12 protein-coding genes are annotated in these 12,192 nt (G+C 59.7%); 10 read left to right on the top strand and 2 right to left on the bottom strand.

Annotation, left to right across the window (positions count from 1 at the left end; genetic code table 11):
- Position 1 precedes the first annotated feature (1 nt).
- From AC1DNW_RS32885 to AC1DNW_RS32870, 4 genes are all read left to right on the top strand, one after another.
- Positions 2-406, top strand: coding sequence for an RNA-binding S4 domain-containing protein (locus AC1DNW_RS32885; RefSeq protein ID WP_477855495.1), 405 nt, complete (start codon positions 2-4; stop codon positions 404-406).
- A gap of 195 nt (positions 407-601) precedes the next feature.
- A complete protein-coding gene (fdxA, locus tag AC1DNW_RS32880; protein ID WP_113299653.1) occupies positions 602-940 on the top strand; it encodes a ferredoxin FdxA in 339 nt (112 codons plus the stop codon).
- 398 nt (positions 941-1,338) lie between these two features.
- The gene (locus AC1DNW_RS32875) at positions 1,339-1,911 is read left to right on the top strand and encodes a CarD family transcriptional regulator (protein WP_113299540.1); all 573 of its coding nucleotides are present in this window, start codon (positions 1,339-1,341) and stop codon (positions 1,909-1,911) included.
- A 380-nt stretch (positions 1,912-2,291) separates the two neighbouring features.
- On the top strand, positions 2,292-3,155 hold the full coding sequence (locus AC1DNW_RS32870) for an RNA polymerase factor sigma-32 (RefSeq protein ID WP_477855494.1): 864 nt from the start codon (positions 2,292-2,294) through the stop codon (positions 3,153-3,155).
- A 52-nt stretch (positions 3,156-3,207) separates the two neighbouring features.
- Here AC1DNW_RS32870 and AC1DNW_RS32865 read toward each other — a convergent pair whose 3' ends face one another.
- Complete coding sequence (locus AC1DNW_RS32865) at positions 3,208-4,752, bottom strand: M48 family metalloprotease (RefSeq protein ID WP_113299654.1); 1,545 nt, start codon at positions 4,750-4,752, stop codon at positions 3,208-3,210.
- A 376-nt stretch (positions 4,753-5,128) separates the two neighbouring features.
- Complete coding sequence (locus tag AC1DNW_RS32860) at positions 5,129-6,670, bottom strand: MDR family MFS transporter (RefSeq protein WP_113312038.1); 1,542 nt, start codon at positions 6,668-6,670, stop codon at positions 5,129-5,131.
- Positions 6,671-6,786: 116 nt separating this feature from the next.
- On the opposite strand from AC1DNW_RS32860, the gene AC1DNW_RS32855 reads away from it, so the two are divergent.
- From AC1DNW_RS32855 to AC1DNW_RS32830, 6 genes are all read left to right on the top strand, one after another.
- Complete coding sequence (locus AC1DNW_RS32855) at positions 6,787-7,314, top strand: MarR family winged helix-turn-helix transcriptional regulator (RefSeq protein WP_113312037.1); 528 nt, start codon at positions 6,787-6,789, stop codon at positions 7,312-7,314.
- Between the two features lie 93 nt (positions 7,315-7,407).
- Complete coding sequence (locus tag AC1DNW_RS32850) at positions 7,408-8,082, top strand: OmpW/AlkL family protein (protein ID WP_113312036.1); 675 nt, start codon at positions 7,408-7,410, stop codon at positions 8,080-8,082.
- A 121-nt stretch (positions 8,083-8,203) separates the two neighbouring features.
- The gene (locus AC1DNW_RS32845) at positions 8,204-8,860 is read left to right on the top strand and encodes a thiamine diphosphokinase (protein WP_477855493.1); all 657 of its coding nucleotides are present in this window, start codon (positions 8,204-8,206) and stop codon (positions 8,858-8,860) included.
- 3 nt (positions 8,861-8,863) lie between these two features.
- Positions 8,864-10,678, top strand: coding sequence for an ABC-F family ATP-binding cassette domain-containing protein (locus AC1DNW_RS32840; RefSeq protein WP_113312034.1), 1,815 nt, complete (start codon positions 8,864-8,866; stop codon positions 10,676-10,678).
- 104 nt (positions 10,679-10,782) lie between these two features.
- Positions 10,783-11,181 carry a VOC family protein gene (locus tag AC1DNW_RS32835; RefSeq protein WP_113312033.1) on the top strand — a complete coding sequence of 133 codons (399 nt, stop codon included), beginning with the start codon at positions 10,783-10,785 and terminating at the stop codon, positions 11,179-11,181.
- Between the two features lie 166 nt (positions 11,182-11,347).
- On the top strand, positions 11,348-11,977 hold the full coding sequence (locus tag AC1DNW_RS32830) for a DUF5666 domain-containing protein (RefSeq protein ID WP_113312032.1): 630 nt from the start codon (positions 11,348-11,350) through the stop codon (positions 11,975-11,977).
- Positions 11,978-12,192: the final 215 nt, after the last annotated feature.

Here is a 12,192-nt window from a genome sequence, read left to right as displayed (position 1 = left end):
CATGGGTGGAGAGACACAGCCAGGAAGCGATTCGCGCCAGCGCATCGACAAATGGCTGTTCTTCACACGCATGGTGAAATCACGCTCACTGGCGCAGAGCCATATCCAGTCCGGTCATGTCAGCATCAATGGAGCGCGCTGTGCTCAGCCGAGTCAGATGGTGAAGTTTGGCGACCGCGTCKAGATCACGCTGGAGCGGCGAGGGGTCGTTCTTGTGGTCCGGCTGCCTGGAGACCGGCGAGGACCCTATGAGGAGGCGAGGCTGCTCTATGAGGATCTGTCGCCGCCTCCGGATGAGGCAAAACGCCTCACCCCTTACGAGCAGGCAATTCGCACCACGGGTTCAGGCAGGCCGACGAAAAAGGAACGGCGCGCAATCGACAGGCTGATGTCGGATGAGGATTAGAAAACTCTTCCTACCGTCAGCTTTTCGAAGATCGTTTGTCCTTGAAATCCTGCTGCAAAGCCGATACGTCACACACAACCTGCCGGGTAGCGTGCTTGCCTCCCAAGCCTGCTCACGCTTTCTCTCCGGCTCAGGGGACAGGCGCGACGTTCCAGGTTGCCCGGCCCCGCCCGTATGGAAATCCTGGAGTTCTTCATGACCTATGTCGTGACTGACAATTGCATTCGCTGCAAATACACCGATTGTGTTGAAGTCTGCCCCGTCGACTGTTTCTACGAAGGCGAGAACTTCCTCGTCATTCATCCCGATGAATGCATCGATTGCGGCGTGTGCGAGCCGGAATGTCCGGCTGAGGCGATCAAGCCCGACACCGAACCGGGTCTCGACAAGTGGCTGAAGGTCAACGCCGAATATGCTGCTATCTGGCCGAATATCACGGTCAAGAAGGAGCCGATGCCGGAGGCCAAGGAGATGGACGGCGAGACCGGAAAATTCGAGAAATACTTCTCGGAAAAGCCCGGCAGCGGCGACTGAAATTTTCGAAGTGGAAGGCCATTGAAACCGGGTTCAGCGGCCGCTTAAACGTTTCAAATTACGCGTGAGTCACATGGGGGCTATGTGTTGCCCACATGACTCACGTTAAGCAAATTATTGATTTCCTCATATTTTTGTGATACGTTCACCACACTGTTCCATTTGTGGCATGACGCATGCCCAAAAACCATCACGAAAGTAAAACAAATCCGCACGCGGTTTCCGTGACATATCAGTAACTTGAGCTGTCGGATCCCAAGATCGCGCGCCAGGATATCTTTTGCTTCTGTCTGGTGGAACCAGAGTGAAGTCACCCGACGGATATAACCGTCTCATCCGGGCCTGACTGACCCGGCTCCGGCCGCCGCCGGAAGCGTAACAGGGAGTTTTTGATTAGAATGACCATCCAGCAGAAAAAACCTTCTACCGCACGTCACGGCTTCAAGACTGGTGAATCGATCGTGTACCCCGCGCACGGCGTCGGTACCATCACGGCTATCGAAGAGCAAGAAGTCGCCGGCATGAAGCTTGAACTTTTCGTCATCGATTTCGAAAAGGACAAGATGCGTCTGAAGGTTCCGGTCGCGAAGGCCATGAGCATCGGCATGCGCAAGCTTTCCGAAACCGACTTCGTCGAGCGCGCCCTCAAGGTCGTGCAGGGCAAGGCTCGCGTCAAGCGCACCATGTGGTCACGCCGCGCCCAGGAATACGATGCCAAGATCAATTCCGGCGACCTGATTTCCATCGCAGAAGTCGTTCGCGATCTCTACCGCGCTGAAAACCAGCCGGAGCAGTCCTATTCCGAGCGTCAGCTCTATGAAGCTGCCCTCGATCGCATGGCTCGCGAAATCGCTGCTGTCAACAAGATGTCTGAAACCGAAGCCGTTCGCCTCGTCGAGACCAATCTCAACAAGGGTCCGAAGCGTGGCAAGGCAATCGAGGAAGATGACTCGCAGGACGAAGCCGCTTAATAGCGCATTGTTTTTGCTGATAAAAAAACCCGGCCTTTGTGTCGGGTTTTTTATTGGAACTTTTTCGCCGCCACGACGTTGATACACAGTGATGCGGACTTAACCGGAGCCCATGAAGCTCGGTTTGACTTCCGCCTAAGCTGTGAGTGTTCGATGAGGAGCGGGTCATGATTTCCAGAATTTGCCTTTCCGGCAATCTCAAGAAACCGATCCAATCCAGCCGCTTCAGCGGCATATGATGAGAAATAGGGCCTCCTCCTGAAAAGTCCAGGAGCGAGGCCCTCATGCATTCAGGACCTTAGTTTACTCCGGCGCAGCGATGTTCCGGAAACAATGTTTGCTTGTTCATTTTTGGGCCGTGGCCTGTTTAGGAGAGCGATATGAAGAACATGTCTGCAGATCGGCGCATGATCAAAATAGCAATGGCGGCTCCCTATCTCGCCCGCGAAGAAGAACATAATCTCGCTATCCGCTGGAAGGACCATGACGATCGTGGCGCCCGCAACCAGATCGCCATGGCACACATGCGCCTCGTCATTTCCATGGCAGGCAAATTCCGTAATTTCGGCCTGCCGATGAGCGATCTCGTACAGGAGGGCTATGTCGGGCTTCTGGAGGCTGCGGCTCGTTTCGAACMTGCGCGCGATGTGCGTTTTTCCACTTATGCAAGCTGGTGGATCCGGGCCTCGATCCAGGACTATATTCTGCGCAACTGGTCGATCGTGCGCGGCGGTACGAGTTCCGCTCAGAAAGCGCTGTTCTTCAATCTGCGGCGCTTGCGTGCCAAGCTCGCCAAGGGCGACACGCAGCTGACACTGCAATCCATCCATCAGGAAATCGCCGCTGCCCTCGGTGTCAGCCTTGCCGACGTGCAGACCATGGATGCGCGCCTGTCCGGTAATGACGCCTCGCTGCAGGCGCCCTCCGTCTCGGGCGATGCCGACAGTGCGGAAAAGATGGATTTCCTCGTCAGCGACGAGCCGCTACCGGATGAGCAGGTCTCCAACATGATCGACGGCGAACGCCGCCGCATTTGGCTTGCATCGGCGCTCAAGCATCTCAACGAACGCGAAATGAAGATCATAAGCGCGCGGCGCCTTGCCGAAGACGGAGCGACACTTGAAGAGCTCGGTGCCGACCTCGGCATTTCCAAGGAGCGCGTGCGCCAGATTGAAAGCCGGGCGATGGAAAAGCTTCGCACTGCGCTCGTGAGCGCCGACCCGCATATGGCAGCCTATGCCTGACAGGAATTACTCCCCAGCAGCACAGACTAGCCCGGTGTAAGCCGGGCTTTTTTCATTCGGCGATGATCTTCACGCGGTCGCCGGGAGAAACGGCAGCACCCGTCGGCAGGGCATTGATCAGCTTGAACAGATCGAGCTTCCGATCGGTACCCATCATGCGGGAGGCAAGTGTCGTGATGTTGTCGCCGGGGCGGACTGTAACCACCCGCACGCGCAGGGGTTTCAGCGAGGCAGCTTCTTGCGGCGTCATTCGGCGGAAGCTGGCACGCAGGACGTCTGCGGTCGGCTCCAGCGAAGGGCTGCCCTTCGGCACGGCCGTCAGGAAGCGGAATATCTGGTTGTTGTTTCTGATGACCGTGACATCGAAATCCCAGCGGTCGGCCGTGGCTCGGGCGGTCGCAGCTTCCATGCCGTTGACGTTGATCGGCCGGATGCTCGATGGATCGAGACCGGTAACCCAGCCGCTGGAAATGTAATTCGTCAGGCTCTGGTTCTGGTTATCAGCGACACCGTCGAAACGAACGGCGATGTCGTTCGGGCCGGTCGCCATGACCGCCTCGACTTTGTTGTCGATATTGAAGTCCGGCGGAACATCGAAGCGGATGCCGAGGCCGCCATGCAGGAAGGTCTGGCCGCGCACATAGCCCTCTTCCGGGCTGTCTCCATAGAGAAGGCCATCGATGCCGTCGAGATAATAATCGCGGCCCTTGTCGCCGACCGAGCCTTCCTGGCCGAAAGCGCGGGCATGACTGCGCGCAAGCTCGATGCGCTGGGCGGAATTCGGATGGCTCGACAGGAAGTCCAGGCTCTGGTCGGCTTCCGGATCGACCGACATGAAGCGGCTGTAGGCGGCCATGGAATCGAGGAAACGGGCGGCGGCGTAGGGATCGTAGCCGGCTTCGCCGAGCATGCGTACGCCGATGACGTCGGCCTGCAGTTCTTGCTGACGGGAGAAGGCGGCGAGGCGCAGCTTGCCGCGGGCAAGCGCCTGCTTGCCGGCTATATCGCTCGACAGAACTTCAGCCACAACGCGGCTGGCAATGACTTCCGCCTCTTCGCGCTTCTGGCGCTCGATGCCGTGGTTTGCAGTGACGTGGCCCATCTCGTGCGAGAGTACGGCCGCGACTTCCGAGGCGTCGTTGGCGAGCGCGAGCAGGCCGCGGGTGACATAGAGGTAACCGCCCGGCAGGGCGAAGGCATTGATGGCGGGCGAATTCAGGATAGTGATCCGGTAGGACTGGCTCGGATTTTCCGACACGGCCGTCAGCGCGCCAGCGATGCGGGCGACGAGGCGCTCGGTTCGGGCGTCCTTATATTCGCCGCCATAGCTCGCAACGATGCGCGGATGCTCGCGGGCGCCCATGGCCGCGCGCGGGTCGTTTTTCTGCACTTCGTCGACGATCTGTGGATTGGACGAAGGGCCGACGGTCGGCTGATAGGATTGTTCGATCAACGACTCGCAGCCGTTCAGCATCACGACGCAGGCCGAAAGCAGCAGGATACGGCGCGCCCAACGGCGCGGCGCAACAAAGGCATCACTGGAAAGCGCGGGCGATTTCCACGTCGTCATGCTGTCCAGTCTGTCTCTCCGCATCATTTTAAGTCGCCGGTCTGCCGCATCTTCGGGCCGGCCGTTGCCAGGAAAATTCAATAGGCTTCCGCCCCGGTTCTCGCGCTGCACAATCGGCCGATCCAAGTCTTTGCTTTAGCCGATTTCCGCGTGGGTTGCATAGCGAGACTCCATCTAAATATGGCGCCGTTGCATTTCGGCAATGCCTCACCTGTCGAGGCACTTTCTCGCTCCGATGAAATTATGGCGAAAGTCCCATCGCAAGTGCAGATTCCGACTGCATTACGGAAAAAATCAGTCACTACGGCGACCGATGCGGGCAACAATAACGTCCGCGCGAAGAATGCAATTAATGGTAGTTCTGCCGAACTGAAAAGAAGAGGCGCCGCGCCGCGCGCCTATATCATTCTGCGGCTTCGGCGGCGACGCTGGCCTGGCCGGTCTTCGGTTCGCCGGCGCGGGGCAGCTGCACCGGCTTGAGCATGATGGCGGCAGCCAGGCCGATCAGGGCAATTCCGCAGGAGGTCATGAACAGCGGCGAGAAAGCTGCGGCATAAGCGTTCGCGACTGCCTGACGGCTGGCTTCGGGAAGTGCCGCCATCATTTTCGGCGTCAGTTCTTCGATATTGGGCACGCCCGGGATGGAGGAACCGAGCTTCCCCAGCTGCGATGCAATGATTGCACCATAGATGGAGATGGCAATCGACGCTCCGCCCATACGCGACAGGGTGACCGAGCCGGTTGCGGCACCCACATCGCGGGCCGGCGCTGCATTCTGTACGCCGATGACCGGAACCTGCTGGGCAAGGCCGATACCGATGCCGTGCAGCAGCATGATCGCGCCGATGATGGCGATCGGTGTGCCGGCATGGACCTGCGAGATCAGTGCGAAAGCGATGGCGCTGCACGTGAGGCTGGCAATGGCGAAGGGCTTGTAGCGGCCGGTCTTCGAAATGATGCGACCGGCATTCAGGGAGCCGCAGACGAGGCCGCCTGTCAGCAGGATGAAGAGCAGGCCGGCGCCGGATGGCGAAAGGCCTGTCGTCGTCTGCAGGAACAGCGCGAGGTAGTTGACCATGCCGATGGCGATCGCGCCGCCCATGATCGAGATCACCAGCAGCAGGCTGAAGGTGGAATTGCGGAAAAGCGGCAAGGGGACGATCGGCTCCGGTGCGCGGCGCTCGACGAAAACCCAGGTTATGGCGCAAACGACACCGAAGGCGACGATGCCGATGCTCTGCGGCGAGATCAACGCGCCGAAAAGCTCGCTGCTGTCGGTCGCAAGTACGATGCTGGTCGTCGTCAGCGCCAGCAGAAGCGCACCGGCATAATCGATCTTCGGACGGCGATGCGGCTTGCGATAGGGCAGCATGAAGGCGAGGCCGGTAAGCACGATGAAACCGATCGGAACGTTGACGAGGAAGATCGAGCGCCAGCCGAAGAGATCGCTCATTGTGCCGCCGAGGACCGGCCCGATGGCGCCGGAAGCCATCAGGACGAGGCTGGAATAGCTCTGGTAGCGGGCGCGTTCGCGCGGCTCGAAGAGGTCGGCGTTGACGGCGAAGATCGAAACCATGATGCCGCCGCCGCCAAAACCCTGCAGCACGCGGGCGGCAATCAGCGTGTTCATCGAGACGGCGAGACCGCAGACGGCGGAGCCGACCGTGAAGATCGCGATCGCCGTCATCATCACATATTTGCGGCCGAAGAGATCGCCGAGCTTCCCATACAGCGGCATGACCGCGCTCAGCGCCAGCAGATAGGCCGAACCGATCCAGCCGAAGCGGTCCAGATGACCGAACTCGCCGACGATGGTCGGCAGTGCGGTGGAGACGATCTGGTTATCCAGGGTCGCCATGAACATGGCGGTCATCAGGAAGAAGAAGAGGATGAGCCGCCGACGAGGATCCGTCACGAGCGGCGCGGGGGCAAGTTGCATGTCCATGGGAAGGCCATTTTCGTTACATCAATGCTTTATGTGCTAATAGCATATATTTGTMAATGTCACATTATTGACATTGGCATATTTTACTTTCGAGTCCGGTCTGTTATGGTTCCGTCATGAACGAGACCCTGACCAAGACAAGAACGACGGAGCTTGATGATCCTCCCATAGACAGCGTGCCGCGCATCGGCCGCACCATGACGCGCATGCGAATGATGACGGGCCGCCGACTGATCGGTCGGCTGGCGATCCAGAGCGTGGCACCGGATCTGGAGCTCTCGCATCTCGACGTACTCGATGCCGTGCGCCGCGCGCAGGAAAACGGCGAGGTGACGGTCGGTGCCATTGCCGAGATGTTGCGCATCGATCCGTCGAGGGCGAGCCGCGTCGTGTCTGATATGGTTGGCCGCAACGTCCTGCGTCGTGAGGCTTCTCAGGCGGATGCGCGGCGTATCGTCGTCGTCATGACTCCGCTCGGGAAAAATCTGCTGGCAGAAATCCGGGCCCAGAAGCTCGCCTTCGTGTCCGAGGTCGTGCGGGACTGGCCGCAGGAAGAGATCGACACTTTCTCGCTGCTGTTCGAGAAATTCATCGGCGGTTATGAGGCGATCTTCCTATCCCGCGACAAGGATACGCCCGGCTAACGAAAATAGTCCCAGCGTTTGATCTCGCTCAAGCCGACCCATCCAAGGCAGGCCTAAGTCTCTCCCCGTTCGACGACATCAGGAGAGATTCACATGAAACATCATCCGCTTCGGTTGAGAGGTATTTTTGCCGCAATCGTCTTTGCATCCTTCGGGCATGCGGCCTTTTCCGCCGACATGGCGCCTTCTGCAGGCTCGCCCGTCGCTACGCAAAGCCCGTGGCAGGTGCGCCTTCGCGCCCTTGGCGTGATCACGCGCGATAATGGCTCGGTGGACGGCATTTCCGGATCCGGTCTCTCTTATTCGGACACGGTGGTTCCGGAAGCGGATATCTCCTATTTCTTCACCGACAATATTTCCGCGGAACTCATTCTCGGCACGACCTATGCCAATGTGCGTGGTGAAGGCTCGATTGCCGGCTTGGGCGAAATCGGCAAGACGTGGCTTCTGCCGCCAACGCTGACGCTGCAATATCATTTCACCGATTTCGGTGCCTTCCAGCCCTATCTCGGTGCAGGCGTGAATTACACGGTCTTCTACAATCAGTCCGGCAGGAGCGCCGACAGCCTCGACGTGAAGAATACATTCGGCGTCGCGCTGCAGGCGGGTTTCGACTACATGTTCGATGAGCATTGGGGCGCGAACCTGGATGTGAAGAAGATCTTCCTGCGTCCGGATTTCGATGCGACCGTCGGCGGTGCCAATGTCAGCGGCAAGGCGAAACTTGACCCCTGGCTGATCGGCGCCGGTGTAACTTACCGCTTCTAAGCATTTGATTGATGCAATTCCGGTCGCAAACCGCTGCACACTTTTGCGGGAATTGCTCTGAGGGAAAGGCACCGGATATCCGGCGCCTCTTCCCCTTCACCCCTCGTTTGCGCTATGGGCAATGCCCATGAGCCAATCCACCTTCACTATCCTGCTCGGCGGGGCACTCAGCCTGACGGATCGTCTGCGCGACGCCGTGCGGAACAGCCGGTTCATCGCGGCCGACGGCGGCATGCGCCACGCAGCGGCGCTGGGCGTGGTGCCGGAATTGTGGGTCGGCGATTTTGATTCGACGCCCGCCGATCTCCACGGCGCTTTCCCCGACGTGCCGCGCCAGCCCTATCCGGCCGCAAAGGCTGCGACGGATGGTGAAATTGCCGTTACAGAGGCGATCGAGCGTGGCGCCAAGCGCCTGATCCTTGCGGGTGCGCTGGGCGGCGAACGGTCCGACCACGCCCTGCAGCATCTGCTCTACGCCGTGGAGCTGGCGGAAGAAGGCTTCGATATGCTGCTGACCTCAGGAAGCGAGGAGGCCGTGCCTCTGCTTCCGGGCTCACTGGAGATCGATCTTCCGCCGGGCAGCCTGTTTTCCGTGCCGGGCTTCAGCGAGCTGCGCGGCCTGTTCATCGAAAATGCTCGCTATCCGCTCGCCGACTTCCATTTGCCCTTCGGCTCGTCGCGCACCATCTCCAATGTGGCGGAAGGCCCCGTGCGCTTCTCGCTTGCCAGCGGCAGAGCCATCGTGCTCGCGCGGCCCTATGATCTTTCCGGAGTCTGATTCTTGGCGCCTCCCATTCTGAAACTCGACGATATCTTCCTGAGCTTCGGCGGTGCACCGCTTCTGGCCGGCGCAGCCTTGCAGGTGGAGTCCGGTGACAAGATCTGTCTCGTGGGCCGCAACGGCTCGGGCAAATCGACACTTCTGAAGATCGCAGCCGGCCTCGTCGACGCGCAGTCAGGTGAGGTCTTCCGCCATCCATCGGCCACGGTGCGCTATCTGGAGCAGGCGCCGGATTTTGGCGGCTTCGAGACCGTGCAGGCCTATGCCGAAGCCGGACTCGGGCCGGGCGACGATCCCTATCGGGTCACCTACCTGCTTTCGCATCTGGGGCTGACCGGCGAGGAAAACCCTGGGAATCTTTCGGGCGGCGAGGCGCGCCGCGCAGCGCTTGCGCGCGTGCTGGCGCCGGAGCCCGACATCCTGCTGCTCGACGAGCCAACCAACCATCTCGACCTGCCGACCATCGAGTGGCTGGAAGGCGAATTGCAGAAGACGCGCAGCGCACTGGTGCTGATCTCGCACGACCGCCGCTTCCTCGAAAAAGTCTCGACGGCGACCGTCTGGCTGGACCGCGGCACATCTCGCCGGCTCGACAGGGGCTTTGCGTTTTTCGAGGCGTGGCGGGACCAGGTGCTGGAGGCGGAAGAGCTGGAGCAGCACAAGCTCGGCAAGGCGATCGAGCGTGAGGAGCACTGGCTGCGTTATGGCGTGACGGCACGACGCAAGCGCAATATGCGCCGGCTCGGCGAGCTGCAGACGATGCGTTCGCAATATCGTGGCCACAAGGGTCCGCAGGGAACGGTACAGGCAAGCGCTTCCGATACGCAGGAATCCGGCAAGCTGGTGATCGAGGCGGACAAGATCACCAAGAGCTATGACCACAGGCCGATCGTCGCGCCGTTTTCGATCCGCGTGCATCGCGGCGACTGTATCGGTCTCGTCGGCCCGAACGGCGCCGGCAAGACGACGCTTTTGAAGATGCTGACTGGCCAGCTTGCGCCCGACAGCGGCACGGTGAAGCTCGGCACCAATCTCGATATCGCTACCCTCGACCAGAAGCGCGAGGACCTGAATCTGGAGGATACGCTTGCCAACTATCTGACGGATGGGCGTGGCGAGAACTTGCTCGTCAATGGCGAGCAGCGGCACGTGACCGGCTACATGAAGGAATTCCTCTTCCAGCCGGAGCAGGCGCGCACGCCGATCAAGAACCTCTCCGGCGGCGAACGTGCCCGTCTGATGCTGGCGCGCATCCTGTCACGGCCAGCGAACCTGCTCATTCTCGACGAACCGACCAACGACCTCGACATCGAGACGCTGGATCTCCTGCAGGAAATCGTCACGGGCTTTGCCGGCACCGTCATCCTCGTCAGCCACGACCGCGATTTTCTCGACCGGACCGTGACCTCGACGATCGCGCCTGCCGATCCGGAAACGCCGGATGGGCGCTGGATCGAATATGCCGGCGGCTATTCCGACATGCTGGCGCAGCGCAAGGGTGCGGCCGAGGAGCGCCGCAGGGCCGAGAAAGCGGAAAGACCGAAGACGCAGGACGCTGCCGCACCCTCTGTCTCGAAGGTAAAACTCTCCTACAAGCAGAAATTCGCACTCGAAAACCTGCCGAAGGAAATGGCCAAGGCGGAAACCGAGATCGCCAGGCGCGAGCAGAAGATGGCCGATCCGAACCTCTTCACCAAGGACCCAGCAACCTTCAACCGGCTGGCATCGGAGATGGAGAAGCTGCGCGAAAGCCTGACCAAGATGGAAGAGGAATGGCTGGAACTCGAAATGCTGCGCGAGGAGCTGGAAGGCTGATCCGATAAAAAATTCCTGAAGTGTCGGATCGCGTAGGTTTTCTCCGTCCTTGGGCCGAACGTGATCACGGCAATGGTGCCGCCACGTCATAAGGGAGATTTTTCATGCGCATGATTTTCGTGAACTTGCCGGTCAAGGATCTCGTCAGGTCGAAGGAATTCTTCTCGGCGCTCGGCTTTTCCTACAATCCGAATTTTACCACCGACGATGCAGCCTGCATGATCGTCGAGGAAAATATTTATGTGATGCTGCTGACCCACGGCCATTTCCAGCAATTCATCGAGGGCGATATCGCCGATACATCCAAGGGCAAGGAAGTGTTGACCTGCCTTTCGGCCGGCAGCCGCGCCGAGGTGGATGACTACCTCAAGAAGGCGCTGGCGGCGGGCGGCAAGCCTTGGAAGCCGATCCTCGATATGGGTCCGATGTATGGATGCAGCTTCCAGGACCTCGACGGCCATGTCTGGGAAATCATGTACATGGATATGTCTGCTGCTGGCTGAGCCAGTCTTTTCAAAGATCTTTTGCGGACTTCCGGTGCCCGGGATCGGGTTGCCGGGGTTCGCTTTCCTCACTTTTCCTTGATTCGCCCACGCCGCGTCATGCGGCATAGAGTGGCACTCCGGCAGCCGGGGATCGTGCCGACCAATGGCTACAAGGAAGAGTCACATGTCTCGCAAACCCTATACCGGAATATTCATGGCGCTTGCCGCCAGCAGTCTCGTCGTGCTCGGCCTTTCGCAGGCGGTGGGCGCGCAGGAAAACCAGCGCGTGCGCGTGCGTGGCACGATCGAGAGCCTCAACGGTGACACGCTGACGGTCAAGACCCGCGAGGGCAGCGATGCGACGGTGGCGCTTAAGTCTGGTTGGAAGGTCGCGGGTATCAGAAATGCGTCCGTCGATGACATCAAGGTCGGCGATTTTGTCGGCGTCGCCTCCCTGCCGAAAGGCACGGGTCCCGATGGCGCGATCGAAGTGCTGATTTTCCCGGCCGCGATGAAGGGCACCGGCGAAGGCAGCCGTCCATGGGATGTGCAGCCGAACAGCTCGATGACGAATGCAACCGTCAGCAATGCGGTCAAGGCCGTCGACGGCCACACGATCACGCTCACCTATCAGGGCAAGGAAAAGACCATCTCGATTGCCGAGGGTACGCCGATCGTCACCTTTGCGCCGGCAACGGAAGGTGATTTGAAGCCGGGCGCCGGTGTGATCGTCATGGCGGAAAGGGCAGCAGACGGCAGCATCTCGGCCGCGCAGGTCGCCGTCGGCATCAACGGTGTGATGCCACCTATGTAAGATTTCTTAGAGCTATGTTTTCACGCATGCCGGACGCAAAACCGCTACACATCGTTGCTGGAATTGCTCTAGGGTTAAAACCCAATCAAACTATTGATTAAATTATCTCTGTATGATTCACTTCGGTAATAATGGGAGTTTGAATCATGGCAGGAGAATTCTGGCTTGATGACCGACAGTGGGCGGTGATCGCTCCTCTGCTTCCGACGAACCAA

This window comes from Rhizobium sp. 05L429, from assembly GCF_056397645.1.
This window is presented reverse-complemented; position numbering and strand designations above follow the sequence as displayed.

Bases quoted from the DNA above. Each gene is read 5' to 3' on its own strand.
- AC1DNW_RS32865 (WP_113299654.1), bottom strand. From the start codon at position 4,752: ATGATGCGGAGAGACAGACTGGACAGCATGACGACGTGGAAATCGCCC.
- AC1DNW_RS32875 (WP_113299540.1), top strand. From the start codon at position 1,339: ATGACCATCCAGCAGAAAAAACCTTCTACCGCACGTCACGGCTTCAAG.
- AC1DNW_RS32835 (WP_113312033.1), top strand. From the start codon at position 10,783: ATGCGCATGATTTTCGTGAACTTGCCGGTCAAGGATCTCGTCAGGTCG.
- AC1DNW_RS32845 (WP_477855493.1), top strand. From the start codon at position 8,204: ATGCCCATGAGCCAATCCACCTTCACTATCCTGCTCGGCGGGGCACTC.
- AC1DNW_RS32855 (WP_113312037.1), top strand. From the start codon at position 6,787: ATGAACGAGACCCTGACCAAGACAAGAACGACGGAGCTTGATGATCCT.
- AC1DNW_RS32830 (WP_113312032.1), top strand. From the start codon at position 11,348: ATGTCTCGCAAACCCTATACCGGAATATTCATGGCGCTTGCCGCCAGC.
- AC1DNW_RS32850 (WP_113312036.1), top strand. From the start codon at position 7,408: ATGAAACATCATCCGCTTCGGTTGAGAGGTATTTTTGCCGCAATCGTC.
- fdxA (WP_113299653.1), top strand. From the start codon at position 602: ATGACCTATGTCGTGACTGACAATTGCATTCGCTGCAAATACACCGAT.
- AC1DNW_RS32860 (WP_113312038.1), bottom strand. From the start codon at position 6,670: ATGGACATGCAACTTGCCCCCGCGCCGCTCGTGACGGATCCTCGTCGG.